Origin of the sequence: Leptothoe sp. ISB3NOV94-8A (assembly GCF_043421595.1) — a bacterium.
Classification (GTDB): domain Bacteria; phylum Cyanobacteriota; class Cyanobacteriia; order Phormidesmidales; family Phormidesmidaceae; genus Leptothoe; species Leptothoe turfae.
The window spans coordinates 3,086,288-3,111,210 of record NZ_JAXSQW010000001.1 but is presented as its reverse complement, the minus strand read 5'-3'; the positions used below and the strand labels follow the sequence as shown (position 1 = coordinate 3,111,210).

Below are 24,923 nucleotides of genomic sequence, written 5' to 3'. Positions count from 1 at the left end.
AAACGATACCCTGAACGTCGAGCCTACGATAAAGTAAATCACTCCCAAATTATTGCCTTGCACTTTTTGGTGATCCACAGTAAACTACATACATGTAGATAGATACTGAAATCACTTTGAGCGATACGAGGACAAAAATTTTGGACGTGGCGGAGCACTTAACCCAATTAAAGGGGTTCAATGGCTTCAGTTATCTTGATTTGGCTGATGCTATCGGCATCAAGAATTCAAGCATACATTACCACTTCAAAGCTAAGGCTGACCTGGCTTTGGCGTTGGTTGACCGCGTTTATGAAGTCCAAAGTACCGCCCTTGATGCTTTCGATAACAATCTCGATACGCCACAACAACGATTGCAAGCAGTGGCCGATTCTTTTCAAGCCTACATTCAGGACGAGAAGTTCTGTTTGTGTGGAATGATGGCGGCAGAATTGCAATCAGTGAGTCCCGCCGTGAGAAGTCGCCTTACTCTGTATTTTAAGGACCTTCAAGCCTGGCTCACTAAGCAGTTTGTGGCAATGGGAGAAACCGATGCTCAAAATAGGGCACTCAGGTTCGTTAGCACAGCGGAAGGCTCCTTGTTGCTGGCAAGACTTGAGGGTGATCCTCAAATTGTTGGTCAAGCGTTGAAGAGTTTCATCTACGACTGATAGATTTTTTTGTCTCGTTTATCTACATACATGTAGGTCAGTCTTTGGCGCATACTTGGCGCATACTTTGTTGAAAGCTGGCCTCAAATCTTTTCCCTACCTCCCCCTAATTCTATGAGCCCAAAGGAGGCTATTATGAAAACCGACAAACCTTTAGAAATCTCTCTGTTCTTAATCCGCATTAGTGTTGCTGCCTTTTTCTTGGTTTGGGCAATTGGAAAAATAATTGCGCCTGGAATCACTCAAGCCGTTGCTGAATCTTACTACTCCTCACCTGTGACAGGATCTGTTTCGGCTGTTATAGGGATTCTACAGTTAGCGATTGTTCTAACTTTTTTGGCGGGTTTATTGAAGACCTGGACCTATGGCTTGCTGCTGGGAATGCATGCTGTTTCAGTACTCGTTTCACTCAAAAATTTGGTTGATCCATACACAGCGCCTAATTATTTATTCTGGGCAGCCATTCCCACATTGGCGGCGTTAATTGCGTTGTTTCTATTGCGTGAGCGTGATCAGCTGTTTGTCTTAGGTCGCCGTCATCTGTCTCAAGAGGATACAGCATCTCGCCAAATTCTATAGAGTTTATTGGATGCTATCTGGCATTCACCTGAAAATGCCAGATAGTGTCTATACAGACAATAATAGGGCACTTTTGTTTATTCAGACACTTCGTTAAAACAGCGTTCGGTATCACGTTTGCGCCGCGGCTTACTACATTCTTTGTCTCGACATTGCATAAATTTTTGGAGTTTTGGTGCTCGTTCAAGAATCCAGGAAAACTGATCGCCTCTCTGTGTCAAATTTGCAAATTCTGCAGACGCATCAGCTTTTTGCCTTGCCTGCCGGAGATCTTTGCGAAGAATCTGATTGACCTTTGTTCTGGTTGATTCTCCAACATTGGTCTTCTGCTGAATATCATCAATAATCTGAATAATTTTTACTTGGGGTTCTTCTCGAATGTCTTGAAATCCATAACATGGGTCGCTTGCACTCGGTCCAGATCTCTCAAATTGATCTAATTCTGCTATTTTGCCTTTGACATTCACAAGATTAAGCTCTTTAGGAGGTTCTTGAGCAGTAGAAAATCGGTTTCTTTTACAGGGATCCCTACGGGATTGAATCTTCTCTAGTAGAGTTTTCTCGCCCGGTGGATTAATGATATCTAATTTTTGAAGCGGTAGAGCCTGACCAGGGCATAACCGGTTACGTCTGGCCCAAGAGATAGCGTGAACTACCTCATGCACAATAGTGTCGACCAGTTCCAGAGGATTATCTCTGGCTGCCCGTATCTTCGGATTAATCGTCAGGATGCCACGTTTCTGATCGAAACCACCAAACGTCTGAGCACTATCGCTGAATGTACGACGTATACGCAGCTTGATTGGCCCGTGATCTCCTCTTTGACATTTACAATTTCCTAACCAGTCCCAAAGATTTTGGAATGTAGGATGGTTAAACAACTCAGTGATAACAAGCTCTTGCTTTGTATGTTTCTGTTTGTCGGGTTCATTCTCATCATTCTTCTCAGCATAACCAAGACGTTTCTTAAAGCGCTCTAGTGACAGCCGCATAATCATCGGTTTTGTCAACAGTGTTGGATGATGAGATAATGGTGGGTGAAATGTGGTGTTGTTTGCAGGCGTAGCGGTATTGTTATTCACATAAGCGGCTTCATCGTTTGCAGACGTAGTGTTATTGGTATTCACATAAGCGGCTTCATCGCGAGATTGCCTCACTCGCAGACGAGAATGTCCTCCAACTTGCTGTATTGTGTGGGTCAATTCATGAGCCAATAACTGTTTCCCGCTAGTTGTCTCAGGTTGAAACTCTTGTTGGTTGAAGAAAATATCCTGACCAAGTGTGAATGCTCGCGCATTCAGTGAACTGGCAATTTTGTTGACAGAGGGTTCGGTATGAATTCGTATGCCACTAAAATCCATGCCGAATCTTGGCTCATAGAATGCCCGTAAAGATTTTGGCAAAGGTTTTCCAAGGTTGCGCAGGGTATTGATTTGAGTCTGAGTGTTTGGTGTGACTTCAGGTGTACTGCCTGGTAATTCTTTTGTTTGAAGCGTCTCTTCATCTTCCTCCTCAGACTCGACTTGTCTCTGCATTAAGGGTGTCGCTTTTGGTTGAATCGTTTCCTCCTCTTCACACTGAGTACATTTGCACTGAATGGCAGGAGGCGTTTGCGCAGAACGGAGCTTGGCTTGAACAATGTCTTCATCAGCTTCCTCCAGGTCAACTTGGCGTTGAATCTGAGGTTCTGGCATCCGCATTACTTGATCTGCAATGCGATCCGCTTCTTGTTCATATTTATCATTCGGTCCCCCAATCTTCAGCTTCGGCTGAATTTTTAGCATGGGTGTTCCTAATAGCTCATGTAGAATTGGTGGTGCTTCTTTGGCTTCTGTTCGCTCGCTTGCCTGTTGTTTCAGTGTCAGTAACTGACCGCCAGACCCACCCCGATGCCCTAGCCCTGAAGACCTTTCACACCCACATTGGCGCTGTAATAGATGCGATGACTTTGAAGTCACGGACGGCTGAAATTCTGTCTTGATGTGTGTTTGTGCTTGCTTACCCATGGCCCAAGCCCTGATAAATCGATTGCGCAATGCGAGTCCCCATTACTCGGGGAGGGATATCTGTCGCCATTTCAAACGATCCCCCATTCAGTTGATTCATGCTTCTTCCCTGCTCTAACGCTCGCGGCATGCCTTGCTCAGCAAATAACCGAGCCAATTCTGCTTGCAGCGCTGCCCCAATGAGATCGCGATCCAAAGCCGAAAATCCATGCAGCGTGAGCCGATCAATATGCAGATTCAAAGAATAGGGAGGGAGGGATTGAGACTTAAACGTCTGTGATTCAACTGGCTGCCGCACCGACTCAAAGGAAGACCCATGGGAGCTGTCAACCATATTGCCCATATTCTCTACGGTCGGCTGTTGCCCCTGGTGGTCTCCGCTCATACCCATCCCTTCACTTCCGTATCTGTCAGTGTCTTTTCAAGCTTAGAATACTCAGTTTTCGCTGCTCGCAATAAATGATGCATTGTCACTGGTGTATCAGCATCTGCCGCTAGAAATGAAGCATTCAAGGCAATGTTACGAATATTGCCCCCAGTAATATTTAAGCGGGCCAGCTGATGAAAATCTAACCCGTGGGTCGGCATCTGCTCCGGGAAAATTCGCCGCCAAATCTCCAGCCGCTGTTCCACACTGGGAAACGGAAACTGCACCACAAAGCGCAGACGGCGCAGAAATGCAGTATCCAGGGCCTTCTTTAAATTTGTTGTCAAAATAGCTAGCCCTCGATAGGCTTCCATCCGCTGCAGTAAATAACTCACCTCAAGATTGGCATAGCGATCGCGAGCATCTTTGACATCACTGCGTTTACCAAACAGGGCGTCGGCCTCATCAAACAGCAAAATAGCGCCACCCGCTTCGGCCCCATCAAACACCCGCCGCAGATTTTTCTCTGTTTCACCAATATATTTATTTACCACCTGGCTCAGATCGATGCGATATAAATCTAACCGCAGCTCATGGGCAATCACTTCAGCTGCCAGGGTTTTACCGGTGCCGCTAGGGCCAGCAAACAGAACCGTAATGCCCAGACCATGGGAGCCCCGAGTGGTAAAGGCCCAGGTGTCGTATACCTTAGCCTGCTGCCTCACCTGGGCGGCAATTTCTCGCAGCATTTGTTGTTCCCGCTCTGGCAGTACCAATTCGTTCCAGGTAGCTTTAGGGATAATCCGCTGGGCCAGATCATTTAACTGGGGCCGGGTCTGTAGGCGACAGGTTTCCCAAAGTCTTGCATTCAAGGTTTCGGCCAGGTTCTCGGTGAGATTTTCAGCTAGATTCTTCGTTAAATGAGGCTTAGGTAAACGACTGACTTCAGCACAGACAGACTGGATATTCACAGCACTGAGCCGAAACTGAGAGACCAAACTATCCAGGTGGCCATTGACCTCTAAGGCGTGGGTATTGAGGGCTTGCTGCCATAGCTGTCGCTGCTCTGACCAATTCGACCTGGGTAGTTCCAGGTGAATCATAGCCCGATCGCCGATGACAACTGGATCGGTGCCGACTATCACCAGGTCTGTCTGTAAACTCTCTACAAATGGAATAACGGTTTGTTTTAAAGTGGTGGCGGGCAGCTGGCTACAGTCCAAAAGCAATATGCTCCGGCTGAGGACGGCTTCGCGTTCCCACAGTCTGGCCAGGGCTTCGCGCTCTGCGATCGCACCCGGAATATCCATAGCCCGCAAACGATACAGGACGGTGCCTAAGGCTTGACAGGCGGTGGTTGCGATCGCGCTACCCACATCCTGTCCACCCCATAGCTGAATGATCGGAACCGATAGCTGACTCTCCAACCAAATATCAGCCATTTCTTGGGCGATCCGTTGCTGAGACGGTAATAAATAACCAGGAGCCTGCAACCGATAGATCAGGCCATCTAAACGCTCATCCAGGTAGGGCACTCCGGTTAAATAATGCAGCACCCGTTCATCAATTCGTAAGCGACTCTGGGTCAAACTATCACTGTTAACCACCTCAATCAGCCGCCAACGGCGCAACGGTGACACAGGTGCCAGCGCGTCCCAGCGAGCCTCTGGAAAGGCCGCCAATGCCAGGCTAAACGTCGGGTACATAAATCGTTCACCCTGGGCTGCTCCACACAGTTGGGTCAAAGACGCACTCAGCTCTACCCCAGCACAGAGCAACAACACCTGGCGTTCAAAGTGAGTTAACCCAAAGGCATCACATAAATAATCCAGAGCAGATACCGGCTGATTGGCTGTAGAGTTCTCTAATATTTCTGTAGGAGCCGCTGTTTCCTGATTAACCGATTCTCCCTGACGCTGTTTTATGTAAGTCCGCAAACATTGACACACATCCTCTAACGCCGTGGCTAGACGGTGTTGATTGGTGGTTTGCCAGTCCTGGTCAGTCGGCATCATGGGCTTACAGTAACGGTTGGGGCAGAATAGGAACCTGTTTCCGGTTGTAATTCACTTTCAGCACCATCAATCCGTAACCGCACCAAATATTCACCTGGAGTGAAATCAGCCGGAATATCAAACGTCAGTGTCGTCGTTGGTAAAGCACCCACTAGCTGAAAATTAGAAATTGATTGATCGCCTAGAAGCAGCTGCACCTGTTGCCGCTCACTGACAGGGGTAACAACGGTTAGAGTCAATGATTGATTTTGTGCTACTGGGTCTGGATTAATGCTAAAAATCTCAGGCCTTAAAATAAAGGAAACCGTATTTGACTCAAAGCCTTCTCGCAAGTCTGCTGGATCTTCGTCATTGGGTTCGTAATTAATGTAGTGAACAACCTGGACGGTTTTTACGCCAGTTTGTAACGTATTGGGCAATTCAACAGAAATCTCTGTATCATTTATATTGTCTGCTGTTGGAGCTATCTGAGTGTCTCCATTAATTCGTACCCTGAGCTCATCTGCCTGCAAGTTGTAGCCTTGAATGGTGAGTGTCCCACTCGGATTAATCAACTGAGGTTGTACTGCATTGATTACCGGGCGCTTCAAAGGCATAACGAATACCTGGCTTTCCCGTACAGGCAGTGCTGAGCGAGTAGTGCGATCGCTTTCAATAAGTACTACAGAGACGTGATAAGCCACCGTTGGCCGATAATTTGTCTGAAAAGCTGACCACAGTTTTGAAATCTCTTCTGTACTCAACCCTTCAGGGGTGATTTTTATCATTTCAATTTGTTCTGCCAGGGTAGATGCAGCCAGAATATTTTCAGGAAAATTAACTAAGTCCGAAAGCCTTGCACTGATCAGCTCACGGGGGAGTACACTGGCTTCATGCAACACTTGCATGCCGTAGCCCAGCATCACCTCAGCGCGAAATGGCACCTGACTGTAAGCACTCAGCAAATAATGTAAATCTAGAGCCAGCGGTGGACAACTCACCCGTTCTCCCTGGGAATCCCTGGCTGGATAGCCAATATTTCGCCAGCCCACATTGGGCATTACCCGATAGAGAAACAAATTCAGCGTATCTGGCACATTCACTTCATTCGATGCCAGCACAGTGTCAGGTGGGAGTACAGAAACATCTGGCGTACTTCCCCCCAAGTTCCCCGAAACACTGGCCAGCCGATTGGTTAATACACCTCTAAGAACGGCTGTAACAGCACCAATCGCAAGGGCAGTACTCATGGCTTAAACTCCATGGCGCGAGCTATTTCGAGCCTTTAAATAATCCTGTAGGGACGGCTTCGCAGGGCGAGACTTAGATGATTTAGGCGGAGCCGATTTTGGGATAACAGCTCGCACATCAATGCGCCCAATGGTGACCTGAATAGTTGGGCCACTAGTCTCAGATGACGGCGGAGAAGATGCTCTAGAGAAAGAGCGAGGGGTGGAAAAGAATTCAGGAGCACCTAACGGTTGTGCAGAAGAGTCATCAGCGACGTTTTGGGACTGACTAAGGCCAACTAACAAGGGTTGAATAGGCTCAACTACAGGCTGCTGACTGATTTGTGTAGCTCCTTGAGAAGAAGCTAACGCTTGAGAAGAGACTAGCGGTGGTGGGGAATGTTGAGTTACCGGTATGCTTGCAGCTATGGGCCGAGGGAGACTCGTTTTGGTAAGGGGCTCAACGACGGGTGCTGAAGAAGGGCCTTCTGTTCTAGATACGTTTGGAGTAGGAACAGACGATTGGGACGGTAATGGTTCTGATAGAGTTCTGGGTTTTAAATCAGAGGGTGATACAGAAGCATCAGATATCGTCGGAGCCGTGGGTAGTAGAACTGATGGTTGAGATAATTGAGATGAGGGCGTAGAACGGAATGGGGCCACCAAACTAACCGTATTTGACTGGGGCTGCCTCAAGTTAGGCTCGCGGGTTATGGTTGGCCCACTCTCAGACGTCTCAGCTTCAGCCTCCATGGGGAACTGAGGCATCAGTGACACTGTATCCGCAGGTGGCTCAAACGGCGACGCCAAGCGAGGCCGCACTACGGATAGATGACCCATGTTTTTAGCGACGATGGTTTGGAGGTAGTGACTCATTGATGGATCATCTCCAAATAAAACTGTCGACGTTGAGGACTCATGGCTAAAATGTCGGCTTCTCGCCAACCGTAGGCAGATGCTAACTGATGAACATCTCGTAAAACCCGCTGTGCCCAGGCTGTTAACTCTTGCCAGAAAAAACTCAAAATGTCGAACGGGGCCTGCCATTGATGCCCACAGTCAGGACAACTGACGGCAAGTTGTATATCGGACGGCTGATCCACCTGTTCCATTTTCTCCAGTAAGGCTTGATTGATACGGGGTGGAATGTGATCTGGCAAAACCGACTGGCCCTGATAGTGCGCAGAGAGAATACAGCGTTCTAAAATCTGCTGCGCTGCCTGAGATACATCAGACATCTGTTCAACCGCATGCAGATCAAGACTATTGGGGAGTCTGAACTCGATTTCATAGTCTTCTGTTGCTAGCAGTAACCCTGAGGATGGCTCTAATATTGGCGGTTGCCGAATATCAGACACGGCAAAGTTGAGCTCTAAATTATTGTGACAGCTGGGACAATTTACAACACTAACCAGTTGTGAACCTAAGGTTTGTTCTCTTAAGGTGAGTAAATGGTTATCCCGCTGACCAATACTTAACTGAGCCAGTTGTTCAGGAGACTGATCTGGACAGGCCGCCATCAACAACAGCAACCCACGCTGAGCTGTACTTTGGGATATCCCTTGTTCCCATACCGTAAGCAAATTAGCCGCTGTTAGCCCTTTCATGGTCACCTATGGTTCGACAAAACTAGGCTCAGACGGTTCGACCACGTCAAGATCACGCTCAAATCCTTCATTTTGTAAGGTCACCATTTCAAAGGCAATGGCATTGGCATTGGCATCCAATTCTGGCAATGCTTGACACTCTGAAGGCCAACAGCGGTAAACCTTGTAAGCAATAGCCACCTGTCCCGCCTCGTTCATAAGTTCGATGATAATATCCTTGCGAAAATCCGCTAGCGATACCTCTGCCCCCAGACCAGAACCATAGTTCCACACCTTATTACACCACCGCTCAAACTCAAGATCGTGGGTCACACCGCGCTCCAGTGTAATCGCCTCAAACTTACTCTGGCCAGGAGACCTCCGCACGGTACTCGGGTCGCCACCCTCACGATGTTCTACCACTTCGGTAGTGCGTTTCAGGGCACCCACCTTACTCACACCTGCTACATATCGCCCATCCCATTTGACGCGAAACTTAAAATTCTTATAGGGGTCAAAGCGTTGAGCATTGACACTAAACTGCGCCATTGTAAACTCCTCCTATTAGGTTTGAATTTGGCCCGCCAGCTGTTGCAGTTTAATAAAGACAAATTCAGCAGGCTTGAGCGGTGCAAAGCCCACCAAAATATTGACAATGCCTTGATTAATGTCGTTTTGGGTGGTTGTTTCCTTGTCACATTTCACCAGATAGGCCTGGCGCGGCGTTTGACCCTGGAAGGCCCCCTGACGGAATAAATTATTCATAAATGCGCCAACATTGAGGCGAATTTGTGCCCATAGCGGCTCATCATTGGGTTCAAAAACAACCCACTTGAGACTTCTAAAGAGGGTCTCTTCAATAAACAACGCTAGCCGTCGCACCGGCACATACTTATACTCTGAACCAATGGCATCGGCCCCCTCTAAAGTACGTGCCCCCCAGCAGATTGTTCCATAGATCGGAAATGTGCGTAGACAGTTGATAGCCAGGGGATTCAGGGTGCCATTTTCCGCATCCGTCAACGAGGCATCCAACCCAAACACATTGCTGAGGGTAGCATCAGTTCCTGCTGGGGCTTTCCACACACCACGCTCACTGTCAATACGGGCATAAAGCCCAGCGATTGTGCCGCTGGCACCCACTGTGCGCAGCTTAAAATTATTCAATGGATCAGGCATTTTGACCTGAGGGAAATAGAGAGCAACGTGATCGGACCTGAGGTTGTTGTTAGCCCCTAGCCAGGCTTTAATTGCCTGGGGAGTACTCAGGTTGTTGGGTGTATCTATCAGAAACAGGGCTCGCCGTCTCCGACAATAGCTTTCGGCCATCGTCATCACCGCCCCGGCCTGCTCTGCTGTTAATGAGCCAGTACCGTCAACGATGGCACTGCGTGGGATGCAAAGCAAATTAAACAGATCCACATCTTCCAGGGCATGAATCCCTGTTTTTGCCGTTGGATCACCAATTAGCTCAGTGCTACCGGGTAAGGCTCCATTATCGCCAGCAGCTCCAGCAGTCTGTCCACTGCCAGCAATGGCCCCCCCCCCCAGAATATATTCTTGGATATTGGCGCTGGCATTGGGTGTACTTGTCAACAGTAAAGCGTCTGACGTGGCACCAGCCGTGAAACCAATTACATCGCGGGGGTTGCCTGGTCCGGCTAGGACCAATAAGCGATCTCCCACTGCTGTTACAGTTGCGCCAGCAAAGGCTGGCTCAGTCGGGTCTGTAGCCCGAATTGCAGCTTCTAAGGCAGGGGCAACTTCTAACAGTGAGCGACTACCGGTTTCAAGATTGAGAGAAACTGCTGCTGGAGTAGCTGGCAAGGTTGTGCCGCCATTACCATCAGGGCGGGCAATGGTGACCGTGACCGCTGGTGATGCTGGAATGGTTGGATCATCAGCATGGGCAGCAGAAAGTGTGCCATTGATCTCAGGTAACGATGCTCCGGACGCAGTTACCTGTATCAGCTGTGAGCCCGTATTGGCATCATTGACTACGGCATCTACAAAATTGTTTTGAGCTACAGTCATGGAAAGATTTTGGAAAACCTCTTGCCGCAAGGGCACCAGACCGCCATCAGCCGGATATTCTGAAACGATCAAGTTAAACTCATCGGCTGCCGTGCCCACTGGTTCAACTCGAAACCGAACATTATCTCCCCATGTACCGTGGCTAATGGCTTCAACAGTGAGAGCATTAATGACTGCCGTTGACGCACTGGCTGCATCCGTCGTCACCCGCACAGCCCATGCTTCTGTCCCGCCATTCAGAAAAAACTGCTGGATAGCGTAGCTAGCTTCGCTATTAGAGTTTAAGCCGCCAAACGCTCGATTAAAATCTCCTATATTAAAGAGTTGAACCGGGCTATCAACAGGGCCTCTGGTGAAGTAGCCGACAACGGCCAGGATAGATGTGGCGACACCTGTAATTGTGCGAATGCCACTGGGAAGCTCCTCAACATAAACACCTGGATAGGTTGGCGTAATTGGCATGGGAAGGAATCCTTGAATTTCAATTACAGCATTATTGTGGTAACCGTGATAAATGTATCAATTACACTTCTCTCTAATATGAAAAATCTACGACAAGATAACTTACAGTAGTTTTCTTTTAGGCGTAACGAAGGTAAATCTATGGGATATTTACTCTAGTTAACAAGTTTAGCTGACAAAAATCCCCATAGTTAACCTATTCAAAAGCTGATGCACCTTTTGATCTTAAGAAGTACCTCTCATTAAGAAATAGCGACACACATCTCTACTGAATTGTAGGAACTTGCAATTTATCGCATCAGTTTTAAATGACTCGTAATATTTTTGTTAGCAAATAATTTTTGCATTAATAATGAAGGTGTGATCGCTAGCTTGAAGGGCAACATTCATTTCTTTTATGAAAATTGCCTCTTTTACCCCTGCGTGGACTAGGATCTCTTCAATGCCAATGGTTTGATAAGTTTGGGTGATTGTTTTCTGTAGTGCTGGGCTGCCTTGTGTTTCTGTGTAGCCCAGCCAAGTTTGATGACGTTTCTGTATGCTGCCCATGTGGTAACGAGGACGTCATGCAGTCCGGTTCATTCGCTTGGTTATCAGCCGCAGCTTAGTCCTTGAGTATGTTTGCTTCTTTTAGCGATTCGTAAATGGCATCCGCATTTCGTGGGTCATGGCCTTGAAAAAAATCTTCTGTTGGATATCCGAGTTCTATTCGAATTTGATCTTCACGAAGGGGGATTCTATCGAATGATTGGAGATCAATGACTGGGGTGTTTAAAGTAATCGATGATAGGGATGTTATGAAGTTGCCGTAGTAAATGGGCTGACCTTTGGCTGTAAGTTGGAATGGATGTCCACTGACAAGATCTGGGGTTAACTTTGTTAAAAGCCGTTCCTTCACGCCTGACTTTAACGTGATTGTGTGGGATTCCCAGTCGTACGACGCGATGTTATTTGTCGTGATGAGTATGTTCCCATCAGACGAGTTGATTGAAAATAGAGAGAGTGATCTTTCTTTATTCGTGGATGGACTCTGTAGATCAGCGGTATCAGATATTGTCGCTTGATGATGACTACAGCCAAGGCAACCGAGAAATACTGTTACGATTACGAGACTCAATAATTTGCTCATGGTTAGGCTTATAACGTCTAAGAGCAGACGATCGCTGATGAATATAAGGTTTCATGCCGAAATCTCTCCCGGTTCGGCTGCATCCATTTGTTAGGCGTAGGCATTTCTATATCTTCAGTCCCACCAAAGATAAATGGCCTTCTCGCTTTTCAAATATTCGAGAATATCTTCCACATCTCCAGATCCTTGATCAACAATGTCTGGACAGAATTCATATATCTCCTCACCGAACGCTTGGAGATCCCCTGGAAGACTCTGAACTTTCATTTGAATCGTGTCACTTTCTGCCTGCCAGATATCCAGTTCCAAATCACGGTCCCAGGCCTTCAACTTCTCTATAATCTTTTCCGTTGTTAGATCGTAGTTAATTCCATCAGAAGCAGCCGCTCTCAAGATGTCGAATTTGTCCTTCGAAAGGATTACTACCAACTCATGCCCATTAACTTCTTCGTTAGATAGATTTCTTGTTGTCCCAATAAAAGCAAGCGCTCCTGCGGGTAGTACTTTCCTTATTTTTTCCAGTTGTGAGCGAGCTAATTCTTCGGAAACTATTACCGATACTGCATCAAAATACTTATCTCTTCCAAAATCTCTTGTTGAATAGTCTCTCACTGACTTATCAAGCTGTTCGCTCAAAATCGACTTGATATCTTCCATTTCAAGTGCCCTCGACTGAATCGGTGCATCTATGACCAAACCAGCAGCACCGCCCTGTTTGGTTAAGCCCTCAAATACAACGTTTGGATCAATCACAACCCGAAAAGATGAATCAGCACCCATGGCACTACTATAGCACCGTATTTAGTATCATGGCATTTATACAGTCATGAAAATAACTCCTAAAGTTGTTCTTAATGGGCAGGCTAAGATGGCTAATGTCTTTAAAGGGAACGATGTAGCGACCCAACAATCAATACAGCCCAGCACATTATGCAGAGTTAACCGCATCTGTCCAGTATTGAAATGTCTCACCACCAATCTGGTCGCTGTCTTCTTGATAAATTTTCTGTAGGCATTCATAAAATGCTTGAGCTTCCTGGATTAAGCCGAACGCTATTAAGCACTTGAGTATTCGAGTAATACGAAGATAGTTGTGGTTGAACATATTTACCCATTCTTGCTTACGATCCGGGTAGTTTTTCGATTTCTCCACAACTACCTTGCTTTGCTCATCTCTAGAGATCGCTAGCCCATAGAAATATAGCATCACAGAGAATGACTGGAGCAAGTTTTTCTGTAGATGAGGATTTTCCCTAAATGCTTGAATAATGTTCTCATCTACAACTGGAGCATGGGAATTAAAGTGACTTTTCTCGGCAATGGGAAATAACCATTGAATGTAATCGTGGGCACACTCTAGTTTCTCAAAATCCCATGCCCACATTTGTTGTATTTTGCGCCCCTCAAGGTCTGATTTTTTGCCCAGATAGAATGGCACGATCATTGCTGTGAGATTTTGTTCGGAGTACATCAAAAAATACCTCTGCAATTTTCAAATATTTGATGAGGGAAGAGGCCTAACGCCCATCTACAGTGGCGTGAGACTAACTATCCCGAAAAGTTTGCTATGCCTTAACCTAAGCGTCCGTTTCAAGGGCTATTCAGGCACTCACAGCTGTAACTGAATATCTGAGGTAAGCTACTGGTTTGACCAGTGTGACTCGAAGAGCTTTGATTGTTCCTTTGATCATAATTTGAGGATAGTTGCCACTCTTTTCTCGCTTAAGATAGCCAGAAACAATGAATTGGTAGTACTCAATTGTCGAGGCAGGGGCAATTCCACCAATAATTCCAACGGTAGGCATATTTAATTTTAAGATTGCTTAGAACAACATTGGCCAGGGAACGTATATAGATTTCTGAATATCGCATTACCCGAACTTCTTTTTGGCTTGCTCGTAGACTTCAATGGTAATTTGGGTAGCGCCTGACTCCTGAGCTAGCTTCTCAATCTTTTTGCGGGCAGCAGGGCGCACGAAAAAGGGAATTTCTTTCAAACGTGCTTTAGCTTCTGGGGTCCATTCAATGGAGTTACTCATGGGCGATCGCATACAGTGCTTTTTTACTTTACAGCTATAAATTCAGCTTTTGCATCGGAAAAGCATTGAATAGGAAAGAATCAGAATTTTCGTAAACTAGGTCATTGCTGAACTTAGCCGCAGATGAATTTCACCTGGAGTCGTTTTGCTCTACAACACTACAGGTTATCGAGAATTGCCTGAAGATCAGCAGCGGGATATGGAGTAGTCAAATCTGCCAGGAGTTGCCGATAGAAAGCTCCCATTTCCATGACCAAAGCCATTCTCTTGCTAAGGTAGGCGCGAAGGTCAACCGAAATAGCTGCATTCGAACCATGGTGCTCATTAGCCAATTGCTGTAGTGCTTGTCGCCAATTGTCTCTAGAATCATAGCAACTGACAATTGCATGGACCAGGCTAGTAATCACGGTACAGATATCAAAGTTTTGATGCTCATCGAAGAACTGGCATTCATCGGCGTCAAGTTGAAACTGGTTTGACAGGGCAAGGCCATAGTCTGCTAGCAAAAGTTGGTTACCATCGGTGAGGATGTTATTGAAGTGAGCATCCATATGAATAACGCCTTGAGAATTTATAAATGACAGTATGTCAGTTAATTGAGTCTCAAGGCTGGTGATCATTGAAATCGGATCTGTGCAATGTAATAACTGATGACGCAACCATTGGCTGAGCGTTAATGGGTAATGTTCCAAAAATATGACTACAGAATGAGTTGCTTTAAGCATCGAAGAGACCCGTTGATGGATCGCTTCGCAGTTTCCCCAGCGCTGCCGATCTATTCTGTCATCATAGCTAGTGCAGACAATGGGCAAAACACGCCAGTGGTGTAGCAATGGAAATTGAGCACATTGGCCTGATTTCACCCAGGTGTTTGCGACGAGGTGTGTTTCGATTTCGCGCCATGCGCCAAAACCGCAGCTGCCAATACGATACTGATAATAGGTTGGCAGTTGAAAATAGTTATCAGTCGATTGATAATTTTGACCCGACATTTCAAGGGTTGCTAACGGCACAAGTTTGACAAACACAGGGGTACGATCATTTAAAAATGATAGGGTGCCATGTCCTCTGACTTGTATTTGTGCGTCGTTGAGTAAATGCAACAGTCCTTCGTTACTCCAGCATTGAAGTTCGTCAGCAATTTCTCCATGGTATTTAAGGCGAGTCATGCAGGTTTCTATAGGGCTTGGATGCGTCAGTTTACGTTTCTCCGCTCCTTGAAATGACGAATCAGATTGAACGTTTTGACCTTGAGGACCCAACGTATTTTTAACAAGTTTTTTAAAGGATCCAGCTCAAACTATGGTGTGTTGAAAAATACAGGATTATTAGTTCTCGCCGCATGCTCAATGGCCTGGGATGCTAGCTTAGCCGTAGGATTCTCCTGACCAGTCGTATTCCATGTAGGTGGCCGTTTCTAAGGCAACATCCTTACCTAGAAGCTTGGCTACTAGATAAAAGGCCGCATCAATTCCTGCTGAGATACCACCGGAAAAGATGAGCTTGCCACTATCCACCACTCGGGCATTTGCCTTTACCTCCGCAGTCGGCGCAATCTGCTGCAGTTCGTCTAAGGCTCCATGGTGAGTCGTCGCAGCCATATTCTCCACTAAACTTGCTTTAGCTAGAACAAGTGCCCCTGTGCATACTGACAATATATGCTCAGATTGAGGATAACACTGATTTATCCAGGCCAAAAGCGTCTCATTATGCATCTCCTTACGAGTGCCAAAGGGGGTGCCATCAACATGTCTCCCCCCTCCGCCGGGTACAACCAAAATATCTGGTTGAGGACATGTGTATCGAGGGTATAGGTGGGATTAACACTGAGAGAATTTCTAGCGGCAATAGGCGTATGCTCCGCCACGGTGTAGACGTTAAACGGGTCCGAGCCATCTCGCTTGCCAGTCACCGAAAAGACTTCAAAGGGACCACAGAAATCCAGAACTTCTACATCGTCAAAAACGAGAATTGCCACATTACGCTGTTTCACTGATTCTCCTATTTATCGTCGTCGTTGGCACCATGGTGATGGCTAAATTTTTAGTAACACGACTAGAGCGACTACAAAGCTCACCATTGCTGTACCCAATTGTAGTAACCGTTGATTCAGCTTAATTATTTTGTCGAGGCGCAACAGTCGGACGGCAAAATAGGCCACAATCGCTACAATCACGGCTAGCAAGACCTTAAGGATTCTACCTCGATAGAGTTCTATTGCGATCGCGACCGTCTTAAGGGTGCTAATCTCAGTGGGGGCCTCCACATCGGGGGTTGCTAAAATCTCCCAGGTGCTACCCCCATCGAGGGAGCGATAAATGTCAGTATTCGCTGTCCCAAAGCCAAAGATGGTGTTGTCTTGGGCATAGTTAGGCGAAAACTCGATGGGACGTCCAGCACAGGGCACATTGTACATCCGAGAAAATGCCAGGCTGGCATCGCCAATGGGGGCAAAGGACTCTCCTTTATCCACACTTTTGTACAGTCCTTTGCCGCGTAAACTCACCATAACGGTGCCATCTGCGGCATAGTTAGGTGAGATCGCCACGCCTTCTAAAAAGGCTCGGTCGGGGGCAATATCTGCGATCGCAACTGACTGCCAGCTATCGCCTGCATCTGTAGTTCTAAACAATCCATCGTAGCTACTGACAAATAGGGTTTGGTCTTGGGGATAATCAGGCGAAATCTCAATGTGTAAATTGCCAGCTGTGGCGATGGGGCTAGCTTCCGTAGTGGACTGCCAGGTTTCACCAGCGTCTGTGGACTTGTAAACACCGGTCTCTGCAACCACATACAAGGTGCGATCTTCGGCAAACCCAGAGGAAATCACCATGGAAGGACTATCATTTCCTCGTTTCCAAGGCAGTTTTGCAACTTCTTTGAGCGTTTTACCCCCGTTGGTAGAACGAAAGAGTAGTCCCGCCTGGTTGCCAACATACATGGTTTTATCAGAGCCAAACTCAGGGGACAAAAGCAATGTTAGTCCGCGAGCTTCTTTCCCTAGGGCGTGGATAGACCAGGATTTCGCTCCATTGGTTGAGCGTAAAAACTTTGTCCATAGACCTGCCGTAAATACTGTTTTATCAGTGGCGTAATCAGGAGAAAAGGCGATATCAAAAAAACGTCGTGGATCCTGATAAGTCTCCTTAAAACTACGGTTTAACCGAGGCACTTCAGCCCCATTCATGGTCAGCTGCCAGGTTTTACCCTGGTCATTACTGGTCATGATTTTGCCCACATAGGTGGTCAAGGCCAGGGTACCATCTTCACCATAGTTCGGTGATATATCCATCGCGACCACCACACCCGGATCTAATGTGTTGATCTCTCGCCACCGTTGACCGCTTTGAAAAGAACGATAGAGACCGTTAAAGCCACCTAAAAATACGGTTTTGTCGTCAACAAAATTGTCCGATATAGCAATCTCACTAAAGTGATGGGTCTCAAACTCATCAGCTTGCCGATCTTTCTTTAGACCATGGGGATAATCAGTCCAGGTCTCACCACTATCCAAAGAGATAGAGATGCCCTGATCCCAACTAGAAATCATGACTCCCCTAGAATTACCCGGCAGGGTTTTCACATCCTGAATCCGTAAATCCTCTAACCCCTTATTGACCTCAAGGATTTCTAAGGTCCCAGGATTTAGTCGAAACACCCCTTTAGAAGCAGTTCCCACGTACACAACCGTGCCATTAGACGCAAGGGTTGTAATCGGGTCGTCTGCCACCGTGAGCAATGATTGCCAACTTTGACCAGTATCATCTGAACGGAACAGTTGCCCCGTCTCATCCCCAGCCCATAGAACGCCATCTGCATCAGTCAGCGCTCGAAATAGCTGGTTGGCATCCACAACCGAGGACCAGCTTTGACCACTGTCTAAACTTCGAAATAGTCCCCCTTCTGTCCCAGCAGCCATCATCACCTGAGGTTGGCTAGATAGGCTATGCACCAAGCCAATGTCCTGGGCCCCTAAGCCATCGCTAGAACGACGCCAACTTTCACCTTCGTCATTGGAGATGAAAATGCCATCACCATGGGTACCGAGGGCTAACATTTTGCCCTCAACTTGATCAATGGTCAGTGTTGAAAGCGGCGTGAGGGTATCTAGTCCCTGGACAATCCGTCGCCAGTGTTCGCCTTTATCAACGGACTTTAGTAAATTGCCCCGCACTACTGTGTAGACCGTCTGATCGGTGCTATAACTGGGCGAAAGCTTGACTTGGGTGACCACATCATGGGGCCGATGGGCCTGGACCGGTTGAAAAGATCCAATAATGGTTAGCAAAAGACTCAGAATCACCAAGCTTAGCCACGGCCTGAATAGGTTAGCTATAGCCATCCTTATGTCTGATAAACCAACCGGAAGGTGGCGTTTAAGGAAATGCATCTTAAAAGACAAATGTTACTAGCTAAATTTCTTCAGGTAGTGGATGCTACAAGACCCGTTGCCAAGCGCTGCTAAAGCTGGGTTTACCTGATTCCAATACGCTTAATTGCTTTGCGATTAAGCGCTTATAAGTACCTATTAAAGATGCAGGCCCAATATGTGGGGGCATTCATCAAGAATATTTCATATGTACTTAGTTACATTAATACCCAAAAACTAAGTCATCCTATAGCCCACACCCGTCAGGTCTAAAATTTTTTAATAAATCTGAGGAAAATATCATTTCTTTAGAGATCCTAGAAGATATGCATAGGCGCTTATCCACACCTCTGTGGTGCGGCAACGTGTGCTAAAACTAAAGCGCTAGGTGCCATTAGGTGCTGTAATATGGTCCGTCTGATCAACGCCCTATGCACTCAAACCCAAACACAAACTTATCAAGGACAAGGAAGACCAATGGGGTTATTTGATCGCGTTAGCCGACTTATCCGCGCAAATGTCAACGATGCCGTAAGTAAGGCCGAAGATCCTGAAAAGATTCTTGAGCAAAGCATCATGGATATGCAGGAGGATCTGGTACAAATGCGCCAGGCTGTGGCAGGTGCGATCGCAAGCAAAAAGCGGGTGGAGCAGCAGCAGGAAAAAGCTCAGTCAGAAGCTAACGTTTGGACTCAGCGCGCCCAGCTAGCCTTGCAAAAGGGTGATGAAAACCTGGCCCGTGAAGCCCTCGTCCGTAAAAAGAGCCATGCCGAGACAGCGGCAGCCCTAAAGACCCAGCTCGACCAGCAGACGGCTTCAGTGGATACCCTGAAGCGTAATCTGATTGGTCTAGAAAGCAAAATTTCTGAGTATAAGACCAAGAAAAACATGCTCAAGGCCCGTGCCAGTGCGGCTAAGGCCAACGAAAAGCTACAGCAAACCGTGGGCAATCTCAGCACCAACAGCTCCGTCGGTGCCTTTGAGCGCATGGAAGAAAAAATCCTTGAGATGGAAGCCCGTGGCCAGGCCGCTGCCGAGCTAGCCGGTGCCGACCTCGAAGGTCAGTTTGCGAGCTTAGAAGCAGGCAGCGATGTCGATTCAGAACTGGCGGCCATGAAAGCCCAGCTGTCGGGTGGTTCCGTTAATCAGGAAGCTCTGCCCCCCGCTGACGCCCAGCAGCCAGTAGATGCTCCGGTTAATAAAGCTGTTGATGCCGAGTTAGAGGCATTGAAGCAAGAATTGGACAATTTATAATTGGACCATCTGTAGGGTGGGCATTGCCCACCCTCAAGCCATTAGGCAATGGGTTTAAGATAAAACTATTGCCCACTCCCTTTTCCCATGCAATTTGCCAATCGCCTCGCCCCTCTTCAAACCAACGTCTTTGCCGATATGGATCGAGCTAAGGGCAGGGCGCGGGCGGCAGGTAAGACAATCGTAGATTTATCACTGGGGTCTTCGGATTTACCGACGCCAGTCCATGTTTTGGATGCGATCGCAACAGCTGTCCATGACCCGATCACCCATGGTTACAACCTATTTGAAAGTACCCGAGCCTTTCGCCAGGCAGCCGCCCGCTGGTACACCCAGAAGTTTGGTATTGCAGTGGATCCAGAGACAGAGGTCCTACCGCTCATTGGCTCCCAGGAAGGCACGGCCCATTTACCCTTGGCAATTTTGAATCCAGGGGATTTTGCCTTACTGACAGACCCTTGCTATCCCTCCCATGCAGGGGGTATTCACCTGGCCAACGGGCAAATTTATTCCATGCCGTTACTGGCAGAAAAAGACTTTTTGCCCGTGTTCAGCGACATCCCAGCAGCAGTAATCGCCCAGGCACGGCTAATGGTGCTGAGCTATCCCCACAATCCCACGACAGCTACGGCAACACCTGATTTTTTTGCAGAGGCCGTAGCCTTTTGCCAGAAACACGACCTGGTGCTGGTCCATGACTTTCCCTACGCCGACCATTGCTTCAATGGAAAACCTGCGCCGTCGGTGTTGCAAGCGGATCGAGACAAGACCTGCTCCATTGAGTTTTTTAGCTTTTCCAAGGCTTACAACATGGGGGGGTTTCGCATTGCCTATGCCATTGGTAACCCAGAGCTGATTTTGGCACTGCGTCAGGTCAAAGCAACGGTGGATTTTAATCAGTATCAAGGAATTTTGCGGGGTGCGATCGCAGCCCTAAACGGCCCACAGGACTGTGTGCGTGCCACCGTTAATACATTCAAAAACCGGCGTGATGCCATGGTTAACGCCCTCAATCACTACGGTTGGGCAGTGCCTAGCCCTGACGCCACTATGTACCTTTGGGCCAGGCTCCCTGAAGAATTTAACGACTCCATTGACTTTTGTGTGCGTCTGGTAGAGGCCACTGGTGTAGCACTAGCCCCGGGTAGAGGGTTCGGAAAATCTGGCGAAGGCTACGTTCGTTTTGCTCTCGTGCAATCCCCTGAGATTTTAGAACAGGCTGCTCAGCACATCGTTGAGTTTATGAATAGAAAAAATAAATTCAGTGTATAGAAACTTTACTGATGAAGAAACAAGCCTAAACGTATACACTTCAAACACCCCAGATATTACAGGTGATTATCCTTAGGTGTACCAAGTATTTTTATGACACGTATGGGTATGATTTATACGACGAAAAAATGGAGCCCAGTATTCGTACGTATATAGCAACACAGCAAATCATTACTGTGTCCTGTCAAATGAGGTCCTAGTTCAACCATTAAGAGATTTGTTTCAACCGGGTCTTGTAAATGTTACATCTGCCAATCAATGTTGATTAGCCTGCAAGTGCGCTGCAACTGCTTATGAATTTTCCAGAAGAGCAACGCCGTATATTACTGATCGAAGATGATTATGGTAACCGTGTGTTGTTTGCAGACTTTTTAGAGCAATGTGGCTACCGGGTATTGCCACTGGCTGATGGCAACAACTGTATTGAGATTATGCAGGAGTTTTTACCCCATTTGGTATTGCTAGATATCAAGCTACCTCACATAGATGGAGTCACGCTGATCCAGGCAATTCGAAACCATGCCCAATTTCACGCCATCCCTATTTTGGTTGTCAGTGGCTATGCGTTTCAAGCTGATCGTCGCAGGGCATTAGCAGCTGGAGCAACCGACTATATGGTTAAACCTATTTTGCCAGTCACCCTCAACAGCAAAATTCTCTCTTTGTTAAAGCTGCCACCCAAACCTATTTCTTACGAGAGGCTCTCCCAGGAGAATGCCTCCCAGGAGAATGTCTCCCAGGAGAATGTCTCCCAGGAGAGATCCCCTGAGGAGAATGTCTCCCAGGAGAGGGCCTCCCAGGAGAGGGCCTCCCAGGAGAGAGCCTCCCAAGAGCGGGCCTCCCAAGAGCGGGGGAGGCACGAGAGGAAGGGTCAAGACTCAGAACCTGGCTCATCATCAGGTTTTTGGCGCTGATCGCTAATAAATTCTTCTGTTGTGCGGCTGAGTTGTTGCAAAGAGACACTAATCTCTTCTACGGTTCCTTGCAGGTTTGATGAAAGCAGTGTTACTCGCTGAAGCTGATTAAGGGCATTGCCCATCATTTCGCGATAATACTGCTCAAATTCATCTAGAGACATGGCATTTAATTCGTTGACATGACTCTAGTCTCCGCTAATTCTGAGCTGAGTTGGATAAAAACTGCGAAAATACCCTGAATTTTTACGTAATGTTTGATACGTGAAGTCGTGGCTTTATACGGACATATAACGTAAGCCAAATATCTCAGATTGTTAAGACAATTTGCACACGTTGTTGAATTCTATGGGCTGTAAGAGAAACGAAGCAAGTAAAACATTTAGGGTAAGCTTTGATCTTTTGAAGGCGATGCATCTCTTGACATACATGCGTTTGATCCCTCCGTAGGGGGGACAAGCCTCCTCCTACGGAGGGATGCGTTCAATTTTTGATTAATCCTTCAAATTCGGTACGTAAACTCTGAAAATTCGCTATTCGACCCACAAGCAAACTGGTCTCTTCGGCCTGGGCCAACTCTTTCTTCCACTGGCTCACATGATCCCCAGCATTTAACCAAAAGGTTACCATTTCACTGACAACCTTATCCCAATCCCAATCCGGCTTTTTATAGATCAGCGATGTCGCCTCAATAAAGCCATCCAGGGTGCACTCGTAGCTACCCAAATAAGCACAGCTGCGATTAGGCGACTGCTCTACATACTGCTGATGTTTAAAGAAATTCCAAACTGGAGAGACTCCGACGATGTCAAAGTTATAAGTCATGGTGATTCTGAGAGATATCAAAAGGCTTAAAGCTGCCCTAGCCGTAGATACTAAAAAGGCACAGGAAAATTCCCGTGCCTAATGCATACCTTTGGGGCTAGAAAAATGCAGCATAACGTGCTCGTTATAGATAGATTTCACACATAGGTGTCATTGTTGAGCACCCCATAACTGAAGTCTTCACACAATGAAACCTTAAGGATTAGTTAAATTCTACCCGAGGAATAACCCTAAAAGAGTTCTCTGTTAACCTCTGTAGCGATCGAGACCTATTCTTTAGGGTGAGAGGTTTGAGTACAGCAGGGGGCTGCCGCTGCGACAAAAATCCTATATCTAAAAAAACTTTTGCCGCCAAAAAATACTCAAAAAAAAGGAGAGCTACAAGCTCTCCAACCATCAGGGTGCATCTACTTAACATAGTATGCCACGGATGGGATGTGGGGTGTAACCCCCTATTCGGTTTTTTTGCGAATCTTGCTAGAACTTTACAAGTATGAAGTCAGTGTAAAGTCAGTGGCTCAAACCATCATGTGGACGTTTTTGACCATCCTTAAAACCCTAAATGCGAGCCTAGAGCCTACGATAGGCGCTTTTCAATGTCCTGAAACAGGATAACCGCCCATCAACAACACGTCCAGTCTACCCATTTAGCTTTTTGCCGAGTAACTGATTGGTCAATTTAGGATCTGCTCTTCCACCGGAGCGCTTCATGACCTGACCCACAAAGAAACCTTGCAGCTTCTTCTTGCCAGCACGATACTTGGCTAATTCATCTGGGTTATCTGCCATGACTTCATCGATGATGGCTTCAATGGCAGCAGGGTCAGAAATCTGGACGAGGCCTTTTTCTTCGACGATGGCCTTAGGTGAACCACCTTCCTTGAGTAAGGTGGGCAGAAGATCTTTACCGATTTTATTGCTAATGGTGCCGGAGCTAATCAGAGTTACCATTTCACCCAGCCCTTCAGGGGTTAACCCAATATCGCCAATGGATAGCTTCTCAGCATTGAGGTAACCAGCGATATCGCCCATGACCCAGTTGGCAGATACTTTTGCATCAGCACCAGTGGCAATGGTGCGCTCAAAGTAGTTGGCAATAGAACTATCATCTGTCAACACACGGGTGTCATATGCAGACAGGCCTAGATCAGTTTCATAGCGATGACGTTTATCGGCGGGCAGCTCAGGTAGCGCAGCTTTCCAAGTTTCGAGCTGCTTTTTTGACACCTCAATGGGAGGCAAGTCAGGCTCTGGGAAATAGCGGTAGTCGCTAGAACCTTCCTTAGAGCGCATGCTCTTAGTAACCTGGGTGCTTTCATCCCACAGACGGGTTTCTTGAACAATCTCTTCGTCGCCACTTTCAACTGCTTCTGTCTGACGCTCAATTTCGTAATCAATCGCCTTTTGAATGGCGCTGAAGGAGTTCATGTTTTTGATTTCCACCTTGGTCCCAAAGGCTTCTTGACCTTTGGGGCGGATGGAAATATTGACATCGCAACGGAGCGAGCCTTCCTGCATGTTGCCGTCGCCAACGCCCAGGTAGCGAACAATGCGGCGGACTTCCTGGGCATACTCAGCGGCTTCTTTGCCCGTGCTCAAATCAGGTTCAGAGACGATTTCGACGAGGGGAACGCCTGCTCGGTTGTAGTCCACCAATGAATATGTGGAACCCGCAAGGCGATCGCTACCGGCATGGACCAACTTACCGGCGTCTTCTTCCATGTGTAGACGGGTAATGCCGATTTTCTTGCGTTCTACATTGCCGCTTTTTTTATCCACCAGTTCTATCTCAATCCAACCATGCTCAGCAATGGGCAGGTCGTACTGGGAAATTTGGTAGTTCTTCGGCAAGTCAGGATAGAAGTATTGCTTACGGTCGAACTTGCTATAGGGTGCAATCTGGCAATTCAAAGCCAGGCCTGTTTTGACCGCATATTCCAAAACCTTTTCATTGAGCACCGGTAATACCCCAGGCATGCCCACGGTGATGGGGTCAATGTGGGTGTTGGGATCTGCCCCAAACTCCGCTGAGCTGGGGGTGAAAATTTTCGTATTGGTGCTGAGTTGGCAGTGGATCTCTAAGCCAATGACGGCTTCGTACTCGGTCTTTGCAGGTGCCGCAGCGGTCATAGTGGACAGTGGGTGAAATAGAACGTGTCCTATTGTAGCGGCTGGCGGGAGATTGGGGGCAATGGTGTAGGGGCATTCCACGGA

The 24,923-nt window shown here is 47.2% G+C and carries 25 protein-coding genes and 1 pseudogene; 5 read left to right on the top strand and 21 right to left on the bottom strand.

The features are described from left to right. Nucleotides 1-116 precede the first annotated feature (116 nt). Together SPB21_RS13345 and SPB21_RS13340 are read left to right on the top strand one after the other, a co-directional pair. Nucleotides 117-650: a TetR/AcrR family transcriptional regulator gene (locus tag SPB21_RS13345; RefSeq protein ID WP_163698189.1), complete on the top strand. Its 534-nt coding sequence runs from the start codon at nucleotides 117-119 to the stop codon at nucleotides 648-650. A gap of 135 nt (nucleotides 651-785) precedes the next feature. Next, nucleotides 786-1,229, top strand: coding sequence for a DoxX protein (locus tag SPB21_RS13340; protein ID WP_163668127.1), 444 nt, complete (start codon nucleotides 786-788; stop codon nucleotides 1,227-1,229). A 77-nt stretch (nucleotides 1,230-1,306) separates the two neighbouring features. On the opposite strand, the gene SPB21_RS13335 is transcribed toward SPB21_RS13340, so the two are convergent. From SPB21_RS13335 to SPB21_RS13250, 18 genes and pseudogenes are all read right to left on the bottom strand, one after another. Continuing rightward, on the bottom strand, nucleotides 1,307-3,235 hold the full coding sequence (locus SPB21_RS13335; RefSeq protein WP_499866810.1) for an eCIS core domain-containing protein: 1,929 nt from the start codon (nucleotides 3,233-3,235) through the stop codon (nucleotides 1,307-1,309). After that, the gene (locus tag SPB21_RS13330; RefSeq protein WP_499866809.1) at nucleotides 3,228-3,620 is read right to left on the bottom strand and encodes a hypothetical protein; all 393 of its coding nucleotides are present in this window, start codon (nucleotides 3,618-3,620) and stop codon (nucleotides 3,228-3,230) included. The genes SPB21_RS13335 and SPB21_RS13330 overlap by 8 nt, the downstream gene beginning before the upstream one ends. Continuing rightward, on the bottom strand, nucleotides 3,617-5,617 hold the full coding sequence (locus SPB21_RS13325; RefSeq protein WP_499866808.1) for an ATP-binding protein: 2,001 nt from the start codon (nucleotides 5,615-5,617) through the stop codon (nucleotides 3,617-3,619). Before SPB21_RS13325 ends, SPB21_RS13330 begins: the two co-directional genes overlap by 4 nt. Further along, entirely contained in the window at nucleotides 5,614-6,846 is a 1,233-nt protein-coding gene (locus SPB21_RS13320) for a Pvc16 family protein (RefSeq protein WP_499062346.1), read from the bottom strand. Before SPB21_RS13320 ends, SPB21_RS13325 begins: the two co-directional genes overlap by 4 nt. Before the next feature lie 3 nt (nucleotides 6,847-6,849). Next, the gene (locus tag SPB21_RS13315; RefSeq protein WP_163695916.1) at nucleotides 6,850-7,701 is read right to left on the bottom strand and encodes a hypothetical protein; all 852 of its coding nucleotides are present in this window, start codon (nucleotides 7,699-7,701) and stop codon (nucleotides 6,850-6,852) included. Next, nucleotides 7,698-8,432 (bottom strand): T4 family baseplate hub assembly chaperone, encoded by a 735-nt coding sequence (locus SPB21_RS13310; RefSeq protein WP_499866807.1) that lies wholly within the window; start codon nucleotides 8,430-8,432, stop codon nucleotides 7,698-7,700. Before SPB21_RS13310 ends, SPB21_RS13315 begins: the two co-directional genes overlap by 4 nt. A gap of 6 nt (nucleotides 8,433-8,438) precedes the next feature. Then, entirely contained in the window at nucleotides 8,439-8,960 is a 522-nt protein-coding gene (locus SPB21_RS13305; RefSeq protein WP_006514820.1) for a phage tail protein, read from the bottom strand. 15 nt (nucleotides 8,961-8,975) lie between these two features. Beyond that, complete coding sequence (locus tag SPB21_RS13300) at nucleotides 8,976-10,907, bottom strand: phage tail sheath C-terminal domain-containing protein (RefSeq protein ID WP_499866806.1); 1,932 nt, start codon at nucleotides 10,905-10,907, stop codon at nucleotides 8,976-8,978. Nucleotides 10,908-11,234: 327 nt separating this feature from the next. Further along, nucleotides 11,235-11,456, bottom strand: coding sequence for a hypothetical protein (locus tag SPB21_RS13295; RefSeq protein ID WP_499866805.1), 222 nt, complete (start codon nucleotides 11,454-11,456; stop codon nucleotides 11,235-11,237). A 694-nt stretch (nucleotides 11,457-12,150) separates the two neighbouring features. Then, nucleotides 12,151-12,693, bottom strand: coding sequence for a DUF4253 domain-containing protein (locus tag SPB21_RS13290; protein ID WP_250564776.1), 543 nt, complete (start codon nucleotides 12,691-12,693; stop codon nucleotides 12,151-12,153). Nucleotides 12,694-12,717: 24 nt separating this feature from the next. Continuing rightward, nucleotides 12,718-12,816 (bottom strand): annotated as a pseudogene (locus tag SPB21_RS13285) (toxin-antitoxin system toxin component, PIN family protein); the annotation flags it as partial. Nucleotides 12,817-12,964: 148 nt separating this feature from the next. After that, the gene (locus tag SPB21_RS13280; RefSeq protein ID WP_163659687.1) at nucleotides 12,965-13,507 is read right to left on the bottom strand and encodes an opioid growth factor receptor-related protein; all 543 of its coding nucleotides are present in this window, start codon (nucleotides 13,505-13,507) and stop codon (nucleotides 12,965-12,967) included. Nucleotides 13,508-13,637: 130 nt separating this feature from the next. After that, the gene (locus SPB21_RS13275) at nucleotides 13,638-13,841 is read right to left on the bottom strand and encodes a hypothetical protein (protein ID WP_163659689.1); all 204 of its coding nucleotides are present in this window, start codon (nucleotides 13,839-13,841) and stop codon (nucleotides 13,638-13,640) included. Nucleotides 13,842-13,907: 66 nt separating this feature from the next. Further along, the gene (locus SPB21_RS13270; protein ID WP_163659691.1) at nucleotides 13,908-14,075 is read right to left on the bottom strand and encodes a PCP reductase family protein; all 168 of its coding nucleotides are present in this window, start codon (nucleotides 14,073-14,075) and stop codon (nucleotides 13,908-13,910) included. Nucleotides 14,076-14,233: 158 nt separating this feature from the next. After that, on the bottom strand, nucleotides 14,234-15,244 hold the full coding sequence (locus SPB21_RS13265; RefSeq protein WP_499866804.1) for a hypothetical protein: 1,011 nt from the start codon (nucleotides 15,242-15,244) through the stop codon (nucleotides 14,234-14,236). Between the two features lie 198 nt (nucleotides 15,245-15,442). Further along, on the bottom strand, nucleotides 15,443-15,853 hold the full coding sequence (locus SPB21_RS13260) for a DJ-1/PfpI family protein (RefSeq protein ID WP_499866803.1): 411 nt from the start codon (nucleotides 15,851-15,853) through the stop codon (nucleotides 15,443-15,445). Beyond that, nucleotides 15,760-16,068, bottom strand: a complete 309-nt coding sequence (locus SPB21_RS13255; RefSeq protein WP_499868765.1) for a type 1 glutamine amidotransferase family protein — start codon at nucleotides 16,066-16,068, stop codon at nucleotides 15,760-15,762. The genes SPB21_RS13260 and SPB21_RS13255 overlap by 94 nt, the downstream gene beginning before the upstream one ends. 42 nt (nucleotides 16,069-16,110) lie before the next feature. Next, on the bottom strand, nucleotides 16,111-18,417 hold the full coding sequence (locus SPB21_RS13250) for a WD40/YVTN/BNR-like repeat-containing protein (RefSeq protein WP_499866802.1): 2,307 nt from the start codon (nucleotides 18,415-18,417) through the stop codon (nucleotides 16,111-16,113). Nucleotides 18,418-18,921: 504 nt separating this feature from the next. Between SPB21_RS13250 and SPB21_RS13245 the strand changes: the two genes are divergently transcribed. From SPB21_RS13245 to SPB21_RS13235, 3 genes are all read left to right on the top strand, one after another. Then, entirely contained in the window at nucleotides 18,922-19,698 is a 777-nt protein-coding gene (locus tag SPB21_RS13245) for a PspA/IM30 family protein (protein WP_163661645.1), read from the top strand. An 87-nt stretch (nucleotides 19,699-19,785) separates the two neighbouring features. Beyond that, nucleotides 19,786-20,970 carry an LL-diaminopimelate aminotransferase gene (locus tag SPB21_RS13240; RefSeq protein WP_499062355.1) on the top strand — a complete coding sequence of 395 codons (1,185 nt, stop codon included), beginning with the start codon at nucleotides 19,786-19,788 and terminating at the stop codon, nucleotides 20,968-20,970. A gap of 293 nt (nucleotides 20,971-21,263) precedes the next feature. After that, nucleotides 21,264-21,884: a response regulator gene (locus SPB21_RS13235; protein WP_499866801.1), complete on the top strand. Its 621-nt coding sequence runs from the start codon at nucleotides 21,264-21,266 to the stop codon at nucleotides 21,882-21,884. On the opposite strand, the gene SPB21_RS13230 is transcribed toward SPB21_RS13235, so the two are convergent. The 3 genes from SPB21_RS13230 to gatB form a co-directional block, all read right to left on the bottom strand. Next, nucleotides 21,842-22,048, bottom strand: coding sequence for a hypothetical protein (locus SPB21_RS13230; RefSeq protein WP_163659700.1), 207 nt, complete (start codon nucleotides 22,046-22,048; stop codon nucleotides 21,842-21,844). The two genes, SPB21_RS13235 and SPB21_RS13230, sit on opposite strands and share 43 nt — an antisense overlap. Nucleotides 22,049-22,367: 319 nt before the next feature. Further along, nucleotides 22,368-22,709 (bottom strand): hypothetical protein, encoded by a 342-nt coding sequence (locus tag SPB21_RS13225; RefSeq protein WP_499866799.1) that lies wholly within the window; start codon nucleotides 22,707-22,709, stop codon nucleotides 22,368-22,370. Nucleotides 22,710-23,348: 639 nt separating this feature from the next. Continuing rightward, entirely contained in the window at nucleotides 23,349-24,839 is a 1,491-nt protein-coding gene (gene gatB, locus SPB21_RS13220) for an Asp-tRNA(Asn)/Glu-tRNA(Gln) amidotransferase subunit GatB (protein WP_499866798.1), read from the bottom strand. Between the last annotated feature and the right edge of the window lie 84 nt (nucleotides 24,840-24,923).